The following is a 17,703-nucleotide window of genomic DNA, read 5'->3' as shown; positions in this document are numbered from 1 at the left end:
CCGGGCCTGACGCCGACCGTAGGGGCCGCTCCCGCAACGCCGTTCACCGCGGCGGGGGAGCGGCCTTTCCGTACCTCTGCCCATGACATGTGACCTGTAACACCGTAATGTGAAATGGTACAGCCGCTCGACAGCCCAGCCCGACAGCTCAGGAGGAAGACCGTGTCCGGATCCGCCGACGTCCCCATCCGCACGATGAGCCACGACCTGCCGGTGTCCGACGAACTGGCGGCGTTCATGGGGGCGGGCTGGACGCCCGTAACGCCGCCCTCCGGCACCCGGTCGCCCCTCGCGGACGCCACCGCCGCGCGCCGGGCTCGGCTCTCCGCCCGCTTCCCGGGCGAGCGGCTGATCGTGCCCGCCGGCACGTCGAAGGTCCGCTCCAACGACTGTGACTTCCGCTTCCGCCCGCACAGCGCCTACGCCTGGCTGACCGGTCTGACCGGCGAGGACCAGGCCGGACACGTCCTCGTCCTGGAGCCCGACGGTCCGCACCGGCACCAGGCGGTGCTGTACGTCCGGCCGCGCCCGCCCCGCTCCGCCGGCTCGTCCGCGTTCTACCGCGACCGCCGGCACGGCGAGTTCTGGGTCGGCCGGTCGCCGGACCCCGCCGAGACCGAGCGCGCGACGGGCATCCGCTGCGCACCCCTGGAGTCCGGCATTGGCCTCCCGCCCGGCCGCGACGCCACCACCGACGGCGAACTCGCGGCGGCCCTGAGCGAGTTGCGGCTCGTCAAGGACGCCTGGGAGGTCGGGCAGCTGCAGCAGGCCGTCGACCACACCACCGCCGGCTTCGAGGACGTCGTCCGCGCCCTCCCGCGCGCCCTGGCGCACCCGCGCGGCGAACGCTGGATCGAGGGCGTCTTCGGGCTGCGGGCCCGCGCCGAGGGCAACGGCACCGGCTACGAGACCATCGCCGCGTCCGGCGCGCACGCCTGCGTCCTGCACTGGACCCGCAACGACGGCCGGCTGGACCCGCACGACCTGCTCCTCCTCGACGCCGGCGTGGAGACGGACACCCTCTACACCGCCGACATCACCCGCACCCTCCCCCTCTCCGGCCGCTTCTCGCCCGTCCAGCGGCAGGTCTACGAACTCGTCCTCGCCGCCCAGGAAGCGGGCATGGCCGCCCTCAAACCCGGCGCGAGCTTCCGCGACTTCCACCGCGCCGGCATGCGCGTCATCGCCGAGGGCCTCACCGACTGGGGCGTCCTCCGGACCCCCGACGGCGACCTCCACCGCCGCTACACCCTCTGCAGCAGCGGCCACATGCTCGGCCTGGACGTCCACGACTGCGCCCAGGCGCGCGCCGACGCCTACCTCGACGGCGTCCTGGAGGAGGGCCAGGTCCTCACCGTCGAACCCGGCCTCTACCTCCAGCCCGACGACGAGACCCTGCCGCCCGCCCTGCGCGGCATCGGCGTGCGCATCGAGGACGACCTCGTCATCACCGCGGACGGCGCCCGGCTGATGTCGGGAGCGCTGCCGCGGACGCCGGACGCGATCGAGGCGTGGATGGGCGAACTGGCCGCGTCAGCGGGATAGCCGGGGGATGAGGGGTGCCGTTCCGGCCGGTGGCTGCTCGACGTCCGGCCCGCCGGTGTGGGGCGTTCCGGTACAGCCCTCGGCCGGAGCGGGCAGGGCGTCGACGCACGCGGCCGAGCAGGCGCCTCCTCGACCAGTTCGAGGAGGCGGATCAAGCCCGGGGCCGTGGTGTCCTGGCGTTCCGGGTGGAAGCGGGTCGGTGGCGGGGAGCCGGCTTCGTCCTCCGCGACGCAGTCGCAGCGGTCGACCGACGAACGGCGGTCGCCGGGGCCGACGGCGTCGGCCCAGCGGTTGCACATCGGCCGGTGCGGTGTCTCGCTCATCCGCGCACCGTAGCGACGGTGGTGGCTCGTGGCATCCGGCCGGCGCACTCCTGGACCGCTCAGTCCGCGGGGCCCCGGCCCGGATAGACCCGTTCCAGCGCCTCCCAGCCGCTGTCCCGTTCCCGGACGGCCTCTTCCGCGCGGCCGCCGCCGCGGAGGCCGAAGAGGCGCTTGGCGAACAGGAGATAGGCCACCACGGCGAGGTTGATGACCAGGGTGCAGACCTTCAACGGGCTGACGCGCTCGTGGAGTTCGTAGATCTCGGGGATGAGGAGCACGCTCGTCGCGACGAAGGTCAGGTACTCGGCCCAGCGCTTGGCGCGCCAGAGGCCGATCGCCTCCACGCCCTCCAGGACCGCGTACGCGGCGAGGATCAGGCCGATCACCCACAGGGTGCGGTCGTGCGCGGCGAACGCCTTGTCGAGGTCGCCGAGCAGGCCGTGGCCGCGGACGCCGCTGGGGCCGCCGACGCCGTTCTGGAGGTCGTCGACGACGCGGTAGAAGGGGCCGCGGAGGCGGGTGCGCTCGTGGGCGAAGACGAACACGGCGACGGCCATGACGGCGAGGACGACGAAGTGCACCAGGCGGTCGAGGGCGATCAGGCGGAGGACGTAGCGGTCGCGCAACGGGCGTCCACGCAACGGGAGTTCGATGGCGTCGCGGTGCTCGGTGGTTTCTCGCCCCGGGTTGTCCGGCGGCGGGAGCGGGAGCCACGCGTCGCAGCGCAGGCAGCGGTGCCAGCGGTGGCCGTCGGGCGTCTCGCGCACCAGGAGCGCGTCCTCCGGGCGGACGCGCGCCGCGTCCGTGCCGACGAGGCGGTGGCCGTGCAGCGCGCACTCCAGCAGCTCGTAGCCGATCCGGCGGCGGCGCGGCCGTACGCCCGGGGCGGGCTGGAGGGTCGGGGCCGGGGTGTCCGTCACTGATGTCCCCCTTCGGTTCGTCCGCGCAGATTATGCCGCCCAGGAGCGTGCGGCATGCCTCGTCGCGGCCGTTCTTGAACGACCCTTGGCAGGCGGTGTGCAATGTGAAATATTACTGCGCATGCCTCCCCGTCCCCGTTCCCGAGACTCCTCGGACGTCGTCGTGGTCGGCGCGGGCGCGGTCGGTGCCGCCTGCGCCCTCTACGCCGCCCGCGCCGGCCTGTCCGTCACCGTGATCGACCGCGGACCCGTCGCGGGCGGCACGACCGGCGCCGGCGAGGGCAACCTCCTCGTCTCCGACAAGGAACCGGGTCCCGAGCTCGAACTGGCCCTGCTCTCCACGAGGTTGTGGCGGGAGCTCGCCGACGAGCTCCCCGCCGGCGCCGAGTACGAGGCCAAGGGCGGCCTGGTCGTCGCCTCCCGGTCCGCCGGGGCCGCCGCGCTGCGGGCGTTCGCCGCCCGGCAGACCGCGGCGGGCGTGACCGCCGTCGACGTACCGGCGGACGCGTTGCGCGACCTCGAACCCCACCTCGCCCCCGGCCTCGCCGGCGGCGTCCACTACCCGCAGGACGCGCAGGTCCAGCCCGCCCTCGCCGCCGCCCATCTGCTGCGCGCCTCGGGCGCCCGGGTGCGGACCGGCGAGCCGGTCACCGCCGTCCTCACCGGCCCGGGCGGCGAGGTGCGCGGCGTCCGTACGCCCTCCGGTACGGTCCACGCGCCGTACGTCGTCAACGCCGCCGGCACCTGGGGCGGCGACGTGGCGCGGCTGGCCGGGGCACACCTGCCCGTCCTGCCGCGCCGCGGCTTCGTCCTCGTCACCGAACCGCTGCCGCGCGTCGTCCGGCACAAGGTGTACGCGGCGGACTACGTCACCGACGTCGCCAGCGGCTCGGCCGCGCTCCAGACCTCGGCGGTGGTCGAGGGCACCCCGGCGGGCCCGGTGCTCATCGGCGCCAGCCGGGAGCGGGTCGGCTTCGACCGCACCCTGTCCACGGAGGCGCTGCGCCGCCTCGCGGCCGGGGCCACCGCCCTGTTCCCGGTCCTCCGCACGGTGCGCGCGACGCGCACGTACGCCGGCTTCCGCCCGTACCTCCCCGACCACCTCCCGGCCATCGGTCCGGACCCGCGGGTCCCCGGCCTGCTGCACGCCTGCGGCCACGAGGGAGCGGGCATCGGACTCGCCCCGGCCACCGGCGCGCTGACCGCCGCCCTGCTGACGGGCGCCCGGCCGCCGGTCGACCCGGGGCCGTTCGCGCCCGGCCGGTTCGCGGGGGTGGCGGTGTGAGGGCGGTGGAGGGGGCGGTTCCGCTGCGTGTGCCTCGGTTGGCTGTGCCGCGCCGCTCGCTCCGCCGGTGTGCGCGTTCGGGGTCGGCGGCTTCGCGGGGTGCGGTGCGTGCCGGCGCGGGGGTGCCGGGTGGTGGTTCCGGGGCCGCTCCGTGCGTTGGGGCGACGACCCGGTCTCTTCCCGCCGCGGGTACATGCCCTGCCGGGGCGCGGCGTTGCCGGGTACGCAGCCGTGCGCGAGCGCGGCGACTTCGTGGTCGGCCCCGCCGCGTCGACGGGCCCGCCGCGTCGACGGGCCCGGCCCGCCGGCACCGCGTCAGCGCCGGGTTGCTCACGTCGTCTCAGCGTCGGGCCGGGCGTCCCGCCTTGGCGCCGGGCCGCCCGTATCGCCTCAGTGCCTGGCCGGGTGCGCCCGATCGGTTCGCGGCGGCGAAAGCGTCGTCGCCCGACTCGCCGTCGGGTGGACGAGCCGAGAAGGCGCCCGCGTCACCGCACCCAAGCCGCCGCGCCCCAGGTCACCGCACCGTAAACCACCTCACCGCCGGCCGTCCCACCGAAAGGAGCCCCGCCATGCCGCGCCGCCGCGCCCCCGGTCTTCCTCCCGACGCCGTCACCTTCGAGATCAGCTTCGACGGGCGGCCCGTCCGCGCCCTGCCCGGGCAGACGATCGCCGCCGCGCTGTGGGGCGCCGGCGTGCTCGCCTGGCGGACGACGCGCGAGGGCGGCCGGCCGCGCGGCGCGTTCTGCGGCATCGGGCAGTGCTTCGACTGCCTCGCCACCGTCAACGGGGAGCCCAACCGGCGGGCCTGCCTGGTGCCGGCCCGGCCCGGGGACGCCGTCACCACGCAGGAAGGACACGGCCGTGCCGGACTCGCCGTCTGAGCCCCGGGCTCCGCGCGAGGATTACGACCTCGCGGTGATCGGCGCGGGACCCGCCGGGACGGCCGGTGCCGTCGCCGCGTCCCGGCTGGGGCTGTCCGTCGCGCTCCTCGACGCCGCCGAGCGGCCCGGCGGGCAGTATTTCCGGTACACCGCACCGGAGTTGGCGGCGGGAAGGCGGCGACAGGGAGCGCTCCCGGGGCGGTCCGCCTTCGCGGCCCTGTGCGCCCGGCTGGCGGCGAGCCGCGTCGACCACCTCGCCGCGCACCACGTCTGGGCCGTGACCAGGGACGACGAGGACGCGTGGAGCGTCCATGCCCTCACCGGGCCGGACGGCGACGGCGGTGAGCCGGTCCGCGTCCGGGCCCGCGCGGTGCTCCTGGCGACCGGCTCCCAGGAGCGCCAACTCCCCTTCCCCGGCTGGACCCTGCCCGGCGTCGTGGGCGCGGGCGGTGCGCAGGCGATGCTGAAGTCCGGGCTCGTCCTGCCCGGGAAGCGGGTCGTCGTCGCGGGCAGTGGGCCGTTGCTGCTCGCCGTCGCCTCCTCGCTGGCCGCCGCCGGGGCGCGGGTCCCGGCCGTCGTCGAGGCGTCCGGCTACCTCGGTTACGCCCGCCACCCGCGCGCCCTCGCCGTCAACCCGCACAAGGCGCTCGAAGCGGCGCTCCACGGCTCGGCGCTGCTCCGCCACCGGGTGCCGGTGCGCACCCGGAGCGCGGTCACCCGGGTGCACGGCACCGACCGGGTGGAGGCCGTCACCGTCACCCGCCTCGACCGCGACTGGCGGCCCGTCCCCGGCACCGGCCGCCGGATCGCCTGCGACGCGCTCGCCGTCGGCCACGGCCTGGAGCCGCGCGTCGAACTGGCCACCGGCCTCGGCTGCGCCACCCGGACCACCCCGGACGGCACCCACGCCCTCGTCGTGGACGGCCTCCAGGAGACCACCGTGCCCGGACTCTGGGCCGCTGGGGAGACCGTGGGCGTCGGCGGCTGGCAACTTGCCTGGCTGGAGGGAGAATTGGCGGGCGCCGCCGCGGCCTTCCGGTTCTCCGGCCGGGCCGGTCCCGTCGCGGGCGAGCGCCTGCGCGGCCTGCGCCGCCGCCGCGACCGGCTGCGGTCCTTCGCCGACGCGATGGCCGCCGCCCACGCGCCGGGGGAGGGCTGGACGGACTGGCTCACCGACGACACGGACGTGTGCCGCTGCGAGGAGGTGACCGCGGGCCGCGTCCGCGAGGCGGTCACCGGCCTCGGCGCCCACGACGCGCGGACCGTCAAACTGCTCACCCGGGCGGGCATGGGCTGGTGCCAGGGCCGCGTCTGCGGCACCGCCGTGACCTGCCTCGCCTCCGCTGCCGGCGGCGGTACGGCGGAGGGGGCCGTACCGCCGCCGGCCCCCGCCCGCCGGCCGTTCTCCGTCCCCGTCCCGCTGGGGGCGCTGGCGGCGCTCGACGAACCGGAGCGCGTACCGCTGGGCGCGCCGGCCGCGCTCGACGAACCGGAGCGCCGTGACCCCGCCGCGCCCGGCGGGCAGGGCCTGCCGCACGGTGCCGGCGGCCGTGACGGGCGGGAGGCCACCCGGGCAGGCGCGTCCGGCGGTACGGAGTCCTCCGTGCCGTGCGGGTCTGCCGAGGGCCGGGAGGCCCCGGTGGCCCCTGACGCGACCGGTGGGCCCGCCGGGTCCGGCGGCGAGGCCCCCTGTGCGCCAGGGGAGTTCGTGCGGCGGGTCCCCGGCACTCCGGAGGCGTGCGAAGGACGGGGGCCGTCCGCGCCCGCCGCGCCCGCCAAACGGGACATCCCCGCCCCGCGCCCACCCGCCGAGGACTGATCCGCCAACCGGCGCCGGACACCGCCCCCTTGTGGGCACCCCCACCCCTTAGTAAAATGTCACACACCACAGAAGGGCATCGGCATGAGCGCCACCTCCTGGAACACCACCCACCCCTGGCGCGGCGTCATGGTCGCCACCGCGCTCCCGCTCCACGACGACCTGACGATCGATCACGACACGTACTCCGCCCACGTCCGCCGCCTGCTCGACGGCGGGTGCGACGGCGTCGTCCCCAACGGCTCGCTCGGGGAGTACCAGACGCTCACCGACGACGAGCGGGCGCGCGTCGTGCGGTCCGCCGTCGAGGCGGCGGGGGACGGAGCCCGGGTGATGCCCGGGGTGTCGGCGTACGGCGCGGGCGAGGCGCGGCGGTGGGCGGAGCAGGCCGCCGAGGCCGGCTGCGGTTCCGTGCTGCTGCTGCCGCCGAACGGCTACCGCGCCGACGAGCGCGCCGTCCGCGCCCACTACGCGGAGGTCGCCCGGGCCGGGCTGCCGGTCGTCGCGTACAACAACCCCGTCGACACCAAGGTCGACCTGACCCCGGAGCTGCTGGCCGCCCTGTACCGCGACGGGTCGATCGTCGCCGTCAAGGAGTTCTCCGGCGACGTCCGGCGGGCCTACGAGATCGCCGAACTCGCTCCCGGGCTCGACCTGCTCGTCGGCGCCGACGACGTCCTGCTGGAGCTGGCGACCGCCGGCGCCGTCGGCTGGGTCGCCGGGTACCCCAACGCGCTCCCGGCCTCCTGCGCCGCCCTGTACCGGGCCGCCGCCGACGGCGACCTCGGTGCCGCCCTGCCGCTCTACCGCTCCCTCCACCCGCTGCTGCGCTGGGACTCCCGGACGGAGTTCGTGCAGGCCATCAAGGTGTCCATGGACGTCGTCGGGTTCCGCGGCGGCCCCAGCCGGCCGCCGCGGCTGCCGCTCGCCCCGGAGACCGAGGCCCTGGTGCGCGCCGCCACCGAGAAGGCCGTCGCCGACGGCCACCACTGACCCCCTGCGGCCACGAAAGGACGTCCGTGCGCACCCGCCACGTCTTCCACGCCGTCGACTCGCACACCGAGGGCATGCCCACCCGCGTCGTCACCGGCGGCGTCGGGGTGATCCCCGGCGCCACCATGGCCGAGCGGCGGCGGCACTTCATGGAGCACCTGGACCACCTTCGCACCCTCCTGATGTACGAGCCGCGCGGTCACGCCTCGATGAGCGGCGCGATCCTCCAGCCCCCGACCCGCCCCGACGCCGACTACGGCGTCCTCTACATCGAGGTCTCCGGGGTGCTGCCGATGTGCGGCCACGGCACCATCGGCGTCGCCACCGTCCTAGTCGAGACGGGCATGGTCCCGGTCACCGAACCCGTCACCACCGTCCGCCTCGACACCCCGGCCGGCCTCGTCACCGTCGACGTACGGGTGGAGGACGGCGCGGCGAAGGCGGTCACGCTCACCAACGTGCCGTCGTTCTGCGTCGCGCTGGACCGGAAGGCGGACGTCCCGGGGTACGGCACGGTGAGGTACGACCTCGCCTTCGGGGGCAACTTCTACGCCTTCGTCGAACTCGACGCCCTCGGGCTGCCGTTCGACCGCGCCCGCGGGGACGAGCTGCTGGCGGCCGGGCTCGCCGTCATGGACGCCGTGAACGCCTCGGCGGACCGGCCCGTCCACCCCGAACACCCGGAGATCGACGGGCTCAAACACGTCTACCTGGCCGCACCGGGCTCGGACGCCCGCCACTCGCGGCACGCGATGGCCATCCACCCCGGCTGGTTCGACCGCTCGCCCTGCGGCACCGGCACCTCCGCCCGCATGGCCCAGCTGCACGCCCGCGGCGCCCTTCCGCTCGGCCGCGACTTCGTCAACGAGTCCTTCATCGGCACCCGGTTCACCGGCCGGCTGGTCGGGGAGACCGAGGTCGGCGGGGTGCCGGCCGTGGTCCCCGCCATCACCGGACGCGCCTGGATCACCGGTACCGCCCAGTACTTCCTCGACCCGGACGACCCCTTCCCCGGAGGCTTCCTCCTGTGACCCCCGCCCCGGCCTCTGCCCACACCTCCGTCAACCCGGCCGATCCGGCCGACATCCTCACCGAGTTCACCGCCGTCGGCCCGCGCGCCGCCGCCGACGCCGTGGAACGCGCCCGCGCCGCGCAGCCGGCCTGGCGGACCGCCGGAGCCGCCGCCCGCTCGGCGGCCCTCTCGGCGGTCGCGTCGGCGATCGAGGACGCCACCGCCGAACTGGCCTTCCTCGCCGTACGGGAGGTGGGCAAGCCCGTCGCCGAGGCCCGCGCGGAGGTGGCCCGTACGGTCGCGATCTGGCGGTACTACGCCCAGGCCCCCTACGAGCCCACCGGCGTCGTCCACGAACCGGCGGGCGGGCCCGGCCTCTTGCTGACCCGCCGCCGCCCGCACGGCGTCGCGGGCCTCGTCACGCCGTGGAACTTTCCGTTCGCCATCCCGAGCTGGAAGGCCGCGCCCGCCCTCGCGGCCGGCAACACCGTCGTCCTCAAACCCGCGCCCGAGGCCACCGTCTGCGCCCTGCGCCTCGCCGAGCTCGCGCAACAGGCGCTTCCCGAGCGGGTGTTCGCGGTCGTTCCGGGCGGCGCGGAGGAGGGTTCCGCCGTGCTCGACGCGGCCGACGCGGTCTCCTTCACCGGCTCGACGGCCGTCGGCGCCCGCGTCGTCGCCGCGGCGACCGCCCGCGGCGTGCCCGTCCAGGCCGAGACGGGCGGGCTGAACGCCGCGATCGTCCTCCCCGACGCCGACATCGGACGGGCCGCCGCGCACATCGCCGCCGCCGTCGCCGGGTACGCGGGCCAGAAGTGCACCGCCACCAGCCGGATCATCGCCGTGGGCGCCGCCCTCGACCCCCTCCGCGAGGCCCTGGCCGAGGCGGTGCGCGCCCTCCCGGCCGGCGATCCGGCCGATCCCGCGACGGTCTGCGGGCCCGTCATCTCCGCGCGGGCCCGCGACCGGGTCGCCGAGGCGGCGGACGGCGTGTCCGTCCTCGCCGCGGGACCCGCGCCCGAGGGGCCCGGCTGGTACGCGGCCCCGACGCTCGTCGAGAAGGTGCCGGCGGGGCACCGGCTGCTCACCGAGGAGGTGTTCGGCCCGATCGCCGCCCTGCTGCCCGCGGCCGACCTCGCGGAGGCCGTACGCATCACCGACTCCGTCCCGTACGGGCTGGTCACCTCGGTGCACACGGCGGACCTGGACGCCGCCCTATACGGACTCGACGCGCTCCGCACCGGTATGGTCCGCGTCAACGCCCCCACCACCGGCGTCGACTTCCACCTTCCCTTCGGCGGCACCGGCGCCTCCGGCCACGGACCGCGTGAACAGGGCCGCGCCGCCCTGGAGTTCTACACGGCCGAGCGCACGTACACGCTGCTGCCCCACAGTGCGGGGTGACCCACAACGGCAATGTGACATTGTACGCTGGTGGTCCAGTCCATCGGGGCGCGAAAGGGACACCATGGGCCACCTCAAGCAGCGCAATCTCATCACCGCCCGGGAGCGCCTGCGCGACCAGGTCGCCCACGCCCTGCGCGCCGCGCTGATCTCCGGTGAGCTGCGCCCCGGCGAGGTCTACTCCGCGCCCGGCCTCGCCGAGGACTTCGGCGTCTCCGCGACGCCCGTCCGCGAGGCCATGCTCGACCTGGCCCGGGAGGGGCTGGTCGAGCCCGTCCGCAACAAGGGCTTCCGGGTCACCGAGGTCGACGAGCGCGACCTCGACCAGTACACCGAGATCCGCACGCTGATCGAGGTGCCCATGGTCGGCCGGATCACCCGGACCGCCTCCCGCGCGGACCTGGAGGCACTCCGCCCGGTCGCCGAGGAGATCGTGCGCGCCGCCCGCGAGCACGACCTCATCGGCTACCTGGAGGCCGACCGGCGATTCCACCTCACGCTGCTCGGCCTCTCCGGCAACGAGCGCCTGGTCGAGACCGTCGGCGACCTCCGCAAGCGCTCCCGCCTCTACGGCCTCACCGCCCTCGACGAGCGCGACGAGCTCATCCCGTCGGCCGAGGAGCACGTCGAACTCCTCGACCTGATGCTCACCGGGGACGCGGAGGCCGCCGAGGCGTGCATGGCCCGGCACCTCGGCCACGTCCGCTCCCTCTGGGCGGCGAACGCGGCGGCCGCGGAGACCGCGGCGGCGGGTGGGGCGACCGCCCGTCCCGGGCCGGCCGCCGCGCGCCGCTGACGCGGGCGCCCGGTGCGGGCCTCTGTGCAGGGGCCTCGCCGTGGGGCGGACGCCATTGGTCGGGACGGCAGCCGGCGCGCGGGTGTCCGGAGGCCCCTGCTGCCGTGGTCGTCCCGTGCGGCTCCCGTGCACGGGCCCCGCTGCGAGCGGAAGCAGTCGCCCGGGCGACCGCCCCGGTGACCGGCGGGCGCCGCCGACGTGGGCCTTCCCGAGCTGCCCATGGGTAGAGGACCCGCCGTGGGGCAGAAGCCGTCGCACGGGCGCCGCCGTCACCGGCCAGTGCCGTCACCCGTCCGCTGCCGGACGGGTGGCAGGCGGGTGACGGACGCTCGTGCGCGGCGCCGCTGTCGCGGTCGGGGCGGCGCCACTGGGACCGTAAGGGGGCCGTGAGAGGCGGGCGGCCGAACGGGAGGTGCGGCGACGTGGGTGGACTCGTGCCCGCGCTGGTCGCGTTGCTCGCGGCCGGGGGGAACGCCCTCGGGACGGTGCTCCAGCGGATCGCCGCGCGGACCGTACCCGAGGGGGACGCGTTCAGCGTGCGGCTGGTGCAGCACCTGGTGCGCAGCCCGGCGTGGCTGGGCGGCATCGCCGTGATCGTCGGCGCCGCGGCCTGCCAGGCGCTGGCGCTGACCCTGGGCTCGCTGTCGCTGGTCCAGCCCATCCTGGTCACCGAACTCCCCTTCACCCTGCTCGTCGCCTGCGCCTTCGCCCGGCGGCGGCTGCCGGCCGCCGGGTGGGCGGCGTCGCTGATGGTCGCGGCCGGGCTCGGGCTGGGCCTGGCGGCGGCGGCCCCGGGCGGGGGCGCCGACACCGCCCCAGGCGCCCGGTGGGCCGTCACCCTCGCCGGCGCCGGCGCGGCCGTGGCGCTCTGCGCGGCGACCGCCCTGACCCGGCCGCGCGGCCGGGCGCGCGCCGCGCTGTTCGCCTCCGCCTCGGCGATCGCGTACGCCCTGACCGCCACCCTGATGAAGGCGGCCACCGGCGCCTTCGACGACCACGGCGCCGGGGCCTTCTTCACGGCCTGGCAGACGTACGCCTTCGTGGCCGCCGGCGGCTGCGCCCTCTTCCTCCTCGCCAACGCCATGGAGTCGGGACCGCTGGTGGCCTCCCAGCCCGCGCTCACCCTGGGCGAGGCGCTGGTCAGCCTGGCGCTGGGGAGCCTCGTCTACGGGGAGCGGCTGCGGACGGGGTGGTGGCTCGTCCCGGAGGGCGTCGGGGTGGCGCTCGTCACCTGGGGGATCCTGCTGCTGCCCGGCGCCGATCCGGAGGGCGGGGAGCCGGCGGGGGAGCGGCACTGACCGTTCTCTCTGGGGGCCGAGTTCTGGGGGGCGAGAGGCGCCTGTGACAGTCGTTTCAACAGGTTGTCGTACTATGTCCGACGTCGCTCTGTACGTCCTCGGCCGTCTCGCCGCCACATCCGTGTGTCCGCTCCCGGGGGCCGTCGCGGCTTCGAAGACCCCGCGAAAAGCCTGAGAAGCGGGGAAAGCGCGGAAAGTCCCGGCCGTCCCAGGCCACCCCTGGCGGCACCGGCAGAACGGAAGAACATCACGTGGATGTGAGCGCGGCCAATCGGAAGGGCCTCAGCCTCTTCGCCCTGATCATGATCGGCCTGGGGTCCATCTTCGGCTCCGGCTGGCTCTTCGGGGCCGGCCAGGCGGCCCAGGTCGCCGGACCCGCCGCGCTGGTCGCCTGGGTCATCGGCGCGATCTTCATCGGCATGATCGCCATGTCGTACGCCGAGGTCGGCGCGGCCTACCCGCTGCCCGGCGCGATGGCCCGGTTCGGTTCCATCTCGCACGGACCGGTGCTCGGCTTCGTCACCGGCTGGGCGGTGTGGATCGCCACGGCCTCGCTGATCCCGATCGAGTCCATCGCCGGCACCCAGTACATGGCGTCCTGGAACTTCGGCTGGGCCCGCGGCCTGGTCGCGGACGGCCACCTGACGGCCACCGGCATCGGCATGGCCCTGCTCCTGACGGTCGCCCTGTGGCTGGCCTGCTACTGGTCCGTCGCCCTGCTGGCCCGCGCGAACAACCTGCTGACGCTGGTGAAGTTCGCCATCCCGATCATCGCCATCGCCGCGCTCATCGCCTCCGGCTTCCACACCGGCAACTTCACCTCCCACGGCGGCTTCGCCCCCAACGGCTGGTCCGCGGTGCTCACCGCCGTCTCCGCCTCCGGCGTCGTCTTCGCCTTCAACGGCTTCCAGGCCGTCGTCAACCTCGGCGGCAACGCCAAGAACCCGGGCCGGGCCATCCCGCTCGCCCTCGTCGGCGCGCTCTCCCTCGGCCTGGTCATCTACCTGGCCCTCCAGGTCGCCTTCCTCGGCTCGGTCCCGCCGGAGCGGCTCGCGGAGGCCGGCGGCTGGCACGGCGTGAACTTCGCCTCGCCCTTCGCCGACCTCGCCAAGCTGCTGATGCTGCACTGGGTCGTCACCCTGCTCCAGTTCGGCGCGTTCATCTCGCCGTCCGGCGCCAACATCGGCAACGTCGCCTCGTCCGCGTACCTGGCGCAGAACCTCGCCGAGACCGGCTTCTTCCCCAAGAAGATCGCCGAGGTGCACCCGCGTTACGGCGTCGCCCGCCCCGCCATGTGGCTCAACCTGGCCTTCTCCGTCCTCCTGCTGCTCACCATCGGGCACAGCTGGGAGGCCCTGGCCAGCGTCGTCTCCGCCGCGATGGTCGTCTCGTACCTGATGGGCCCGATCGCCGTCGGCGTCTTCCGGAAGACCAAGCCCGGGCTGCCGCGCCCGTTCCGGCTGCCCGCCGCCGCCGTGCTGTGCCCGCTGACCTTCGCGTTCGCCGCCTGCGCCCTGTACTGGTCCAAGTGGCCCAACACCGGCAAGGTCGCCCTGCTCACCCTGGTCTCGCTGCCCATCGCCGCGATCGTGCTGCGCCGCAAGGGCGAGCGGAACCTGGCCAAGCAGTTCGCCCCCGCCTGGTGGATGGCCGCCTTCCTGCTCTGGACCGGCCTGATCTCCGCGCTCGGCAGCCCCGAGTTCGGCGGCCACGGGGTGATCCCCGGCGGCCTCGACACCGCGCTGGTCGGCGTCTCCGCCCTCGGCTTCTACTTCTGGGCCGTCCGCGCCGGCGTCCGCGCCCACCAGGACGGGCTGCCCGGCCCCGACCCCGTCCTCGACGGACACGACGCTCCCGAGGCCACGCCCGTTCCCGGGCCGCGCGCGGCCGAGCCGTCGGCGGCGGCCGTCTCCTGACGCCCGCCCCTCCACGCACGTCACAGACCCCGCCGCTCTGGGCAAGGAGCGGCGGGGTCTGTGACGTAAACGGAGGGGCAGGGCCCTGTGAGCGAGGCGGCCCGTTCGGGATATCTTGATGTCGAGCAATGTTGCAAACGTGGAGCGGAGCACCCGGTGACTGACTCGACCATCATCTATACGCACACCGACGAGGCGCCGGCGCTGGCGACGCACTCGTTCCTGCCCGTGGTCAAGGCGTACGCCTCGACGGCCGGCGTCACCGTGGAGAGCCGCGACATCTCCCTGGCCGGCCGCATCATCGCCAGCTTCCCCGAGTACCTGGACGAGAGCCGGCGCATCCCCGACGCCCTCGCCGAGCTCGGCGCGCTGGCCAAGACCCCCGGCGCCAACATCATCAAGCTGCCGAACATCTCGGCCTCCATCCCGCAGCTCAAGGCCGCCGTCGCCGAGCTCCAGGAGCAGGGCTACACCCTCCCGGACTACCCGGACGACCCGAAGACCGACGAGGAGCGCGAGATCCGCGCCCGCTACGACAAGGTCAAGGGCAGCGCCGTCAACCCGGTCCTGCGCGAGGGCAACTCCGACCGTCGTGCCCCCGCGTCGGTCAAGAACTACGCCAAGGCCCACCCGCACCGCATGGGCGCCTGGAGCTCCGACTCCAAGACGAACGTCGCCACCATGGGCGTCGACGATTTCCGGTCCACCGAGAAGTCCGCCGTCATCGCCGAGGACGGCACCCTCCGCATCGAGCTCTCCGGCGACGACGGCACCACCACCGTCCTCCGCGAGTCGGTGCCGGTGCTCGCGGGCGAGGTCGTCGACGCGTCCGTGATGCGCGTCGCCGCGCTCCGCGAGTTCCTCACGGCGCAGGTCGCCCGCGCCAAGGCCGAGGGCGTGCTGTTCTCCGTGCACCTCAAGGCCACCATGATGAAGGTCTCCGACCCCATCGTCTTCGGCCATGTCGTCCGCGCCTTCTTCCCGAAGACCTTCGCCGAGCACGGCGAGGCGCTGGCCGCCGCCGGCCTGTCCCCCAACGACGGCCTCGGCGGCATCTTCAAGGGCCTGGAGGCGCTGCCCGAGGGCGCCAAGATCAAGGAGTCCTTCGACGCCGAGCTCGCCGAGGGCCCGGCCCTCGCGATGGTCGACTCCGACCGCGGCATCACCAACCTGCACGTCCCCAGCGACGTCATCGTCGACGCCTCCATGCCGGCCATGATCCGCACCTCCGGCCACATGTGGGGCCCGGACGGCCAGGAGGCCGACACCCTCGCCGTCCTCCCGGACAGCAGCTACTCCGGCGTCTACCAGGCCGTCCTCGACGACTGCCGCGCCCACGGCGCCTTCGACCCGTCGACCATGGGCTCCGTCCCCAACGTCGGCCTGATGGCGCAGAAGGCCGAGGAGTACGGCAGCCACGACAAGACCTTCGAGGTCCCCGTCACCGGCACCGTGCGCGTCCTCGACGCCGCCGGGAACGTCGTCCTGGAGCAGGCCGTCGGCGCCGGCGACATCTTCCGCATGTGCCAGACCAAGGACGCCCCCATCAAGGACTGGGTCAAGCTGGCCGTCACTCGCGCCCGCGCGACCGGCGACCCGGCCGTCTTCTGGCTCGACGAGAACCGCGCCCACGACGCGCAGCTCATCGAGAAGGTCAAGGCGTACCTGCCCGAGCACGACACCGAGGGCCTGGACATCCGGATCCTCGCCCCCGTCGAGGCCACCAAGCTCTCCCTGGAGCGCATCCGCCGTGGCGAGAACACCATCTCCGTCACCGGCAACGTGCTGCGCGACTACCTGACCGACCTCTTCCCGATCCTGGAGCTGGGCACCAGCGCCAAGATGCTGTCGGTCGTCCCGCTGATGAACGGCGGTGGCCTCTTCGAGACCGGCGCCGGCGGCTCGGCGCCCAAGCACGTGCAGCAGCTCGTCAAGGAGAACTACCTGCGCTGGGACTCGCTCGGCGAGTTCTTCGCCCTCGTGCCGTCCTTCGAGCACTACGCGAAGACCACCGGCAACGCCCGCGCGCAGATCCTCGCCGACACGCTCGACCGTGCCACCGCGACCTTCCTGGAGGAGGACAAGTCGCCGAGCCGCCGCCTCGGTGGCATCGACAACCGCGGCAGCCACTTCTACCTCGCCATGTACTGGGCGCGCGAGCTGGCCGCCCAGACGGACGACGCGGAGCTGGCCGGCGCGTTCGCCGGGCTCGCCAAGGCGCTGACCGAGGCCGAGTCGACGATCGTCGAGGAGCTCGTCGCCGTGCAGGGCAAGTCCGTCGACATCGGTGGCTACTACCAGCCCGACGTCGAGAAGGCCGCCGCCGTGATGCGGCCGTCCGCGACGTTCAACCAGGCGCTTTCGCTGCTTGGCTGATCGCTGTCGGTTGTACCGCGGCCCGGTGGGCGGCTTCGTGCCGCTTGCCGGGCCGCGGTGTCGTCGCAACGTCTAGGCGTTGAATTCCCCGCCCTTGACAGCGGATATCAGGTCGGCGAAGGCTGCCGCGGGGATGTTCAGCCGGTGCCGGAGTCCGAGCCCGGCCGGCGGTGGTGCGCGGCGCGGCCGTCCATGCGCCGGCCGCGACGTTGCAGCAGGCACCGGCAGGTGTGGGCTGCGCGTCCGTTCTCGGTGCCGGTTACGCGGCGCCGTGTGCGGAGAAGCGCAACGGGTTCCCGGAGGGGTCGCGGGTGGTCAGGCCGGTTGCCGTGTGCTGGTGCGGGTGGCCGGCGGCAGTAAGGCGTTCGGCCAGTGCCTCGATCGCCCCCGTAGCGGTGAGCAGTAAATCGACGTGGGCGAGGCGGGTCGTGTCGGATCCCGCAGGCGTGCCTCCTCGCGGGCTGAACCGGTTGGTGAGGACGAGGAGACTGCGGTGGTCGCTCACGCCGACGCCGATGAACCCGTCTCCCAAGCGGGCGAAGATCTCCAGGCCCAGCAGGTCGCGGTAGAACGGCTTGGTGCGGGTGAGGGCGGCGTCGGTCGCCTTGAGTTGGACGTGCCCCATCCGCGTCCCCGTCGGCAGGTGTGCGGGCGTGCTCGCGCCGGGCTCGTCGAGCAGGTCCTGCACCGCGATCGGTGTGGAGACCACGACGGGCAGGCCCTCGTCGGTCCACTGCCATCGCTCCTGCGGACACGCCCAGGTCACCTCGATCGTGTGGCCGTCGGGATCGGTCACGTAGCACGACTGGCTCACGACGTGGTCGCGCGGGTCGACGTCGAGTCCCGCGTCCAGGTGCCGCCGGGCGAAGCGGGCCACGTCCGCCCTGGTGGGCACGAGCGGTGCGAAGTGGCTGAGCCCGGGGCCGGAGGACGGCGGCGCGACAGCTCCGGCGACCTCGCGCAGGTCGACCAGCGCCCGTCCCCGCACGCCCAGTCGCGCTCGCCGTGTTCGGCGGTCGAGGAGGCGGAAGCCCGCGACCTGTGTGTAGTAGCGCACGCTGCGTTCCAGATCGGCCACGGTCAGCGTGACCGGCCCGAGGGTGAGTGTCCGGTCCATCCGATAGTCGGTCATGGTCGA

Annotated in this window: 12 protein-coding genes and 1 pseudogene; 11 read left to right on the top strand and 2 right to left on the bottom strand. The window is 74.7% G+C overall.

Translation table 11 applies throughout. The annotated features are described in order from the left end of the window. Positions 1-195: 195 nt before the first annotated feature. Positions 196-1,545 (top strand): aminopeptidase P family protein, encoded by a 1,350-nt coding sequence (locus ACH4PU_RS14650; protein WP_398271560.1) that lies wholly within the window; start codon positions 196-198, stop codon positions 1,543-1,545. A 382-nt stretch (positions 1,546-1,927) separates the two neighbouring features. Here ACH4PU_RS14650 and ACH4PU_RS14645 read toward each other — a convergent pair whose 3' ends face one another. Then, a complete protein-coding gene (locus ACH4PU_RS14645; RefSeq protein ID WP_398271292.1) occupies positions 1,928-2,788 on the bottom strand; it encodes a DUF2127 domain-containing protein in 861 nt (286 codons plus the stop codon). Positions 2,789-2,909: 121 nt separating this feature from the next. Between ACH4PU_RS14645 and ACH4PU_RS14640 the strand changes: the two genes are divergently transcribed. The 10 genes and pseudogenes from ACH4PU_RS14640 (at position 2,910) to ACH4PU_RS14595 (ending at position 16,565) form a co-directional block, all read left to right on the top strand. After that, on the top strand, positions 2,910-4,073 hold the full coding sequence (locus tag ACH4PU_RS14640) for an NAD(P)/FAD-dependent oxidoreductase (protein ID WP_398271290.1): 1,164 nt from the start codon (positions 2,910-2,912) through the stop codon (positions 4,071-4,073). A 569-nt stretch (positions 4,074-4,642) separates the two neighbouring features. Next, positions 4,643-4,954, top strand: coding sequence for a (2Fe-2S)-binding protein (locus ACH4PU_RS14635; RefSeq protein WP_398271289.1), 312 nt, complete (start codon positions 4,643-4,645; stop codon positions 4,952-4,954). Beyond that, positions 4,935-6,404 (top strand): annotated as a pseudogene (locus tag ACH4PU_RS14630) (FAD-dependent oxidoreductase); the annotation flags it as partial. The gene ACH4PU_RS14635 and the pseudogene ACH4PU_RS14630, both read left to right, overlap by 20 nt. Before the next feature lie 453 nt (positions 6,405-6,857). Then, on the top strand, positions 6,858-7,766 hold the full coding sequence (locus ACH4PU_RS14625) for a dihydrodipicolinate synthase family protein (protein ID WP_398271288.1): 909 nt from the start codon (positions 6,858-6,860) through the stop codon (positions 7,764-7,766). A 26-nt stretch (positions 7,767-7,792) separates the two neighbouring features. Next, positions 7,793-8,797: a proline racemase family protein gene (locus tag ACH4PU_RS14620; RefSeq protein WP_398271287.1), complete on the top strand. Its 1,005-nt coding sequence runs from the start codon at positions 7,793-7,795 to the stop codon at positions 8,795-8,797. After that, entirely contained in the window at positions 8,794-10,179 is a 1,386-nt protein-coding gene (locus ACH4PU_RS14615; RefSeq protein WP_398271285.1) for an aldehyde dehydrogenase family protein, read from the top strand. The genes ACH4PU_RS14620 and ACH4PU_RS14615 overlap by 4 nt, the downstream gene beginning before the upstream one ends. Before the next feature lie 64 nt (positions 10,180-10,243). Then, positions 10,244-10,975: a GntR family transcriptional regulator gene (locus tag ACH4PU_RS14610; protein ID WP_398271283.1), complete on the top strand. Its 732-nt coding sequence runs from the start codon at positions 10,244-10,246 to the stop codon at positions 10,973-10,975. 422 nt (positions 10,976-11,397) lie between these two features. Then, positions 11,398-12,273 (top strand): DMT family transporter, encoded by an 876-nt coding sequence (locus ACH4PU_RS14605; RefSeq protein WP_398271281.1) that lies wholly within the window; start codon positions 11,398-11,400, stop codon positions 12,271-12,273. Positions 12,274-12,524: 251 nt separating this feature from the next. Next, positions 12,525-14,189, top strand: a complete 1,665-nt coding sequence (locus ACH4PU_RS14600) for an APC family permease (RefSeq protein ID WP_398271279.1) — start codon at positions 12,525-12,527, stop codon at positions 14,187-14,189. Positions 14,190-14,345: 156 nt separating this feature from the next. Next, positions 14,346-16,565 carry an NADP-dependent isocitrate dehydrogenase gene (locus ACH4PU_RS14595; RefSeq protein WP_398271277.1) on the top strand — a complete coding sequence of 740 codons (2,220 nt, stop codon included), beginning with the start codon at positions 14,346-14,348 and terminating at the stop codon, positions 16,563-16,565. A 259-nt stretch (positions 16,566-16,824) separates the two neighbouring features. Here ACH4PU_RS14595 and ACH4PU_RS14590 read toward each other — a convergent pair whose 3' ends face one another. Then, on the bottom strand, positions 16,825-17,697 hold the full coding sequence (locus tag ACH4PU_RS14590) for a VOC family protein (protein WP_398271275.1): 873 nt from the start codon (positions 17,695-17,697) through the stop codon (positions 16,825-16,827). Positions 17,698-17,703 lie beyond the last annotated feature (6 nt).

The organism is Streptomyces sp. NPDC021100, assembly GCF_044333095.1.
GTDB lineage: Bacteria > Actinomycetota > Actinomycetes > Streptomycetales > Streptomycetaceae > Streptomyces.
Note: the sequence above shows the minus strand (reverse complement) of the source record. Positions and strands in the feature narration are given on the sequence as shown.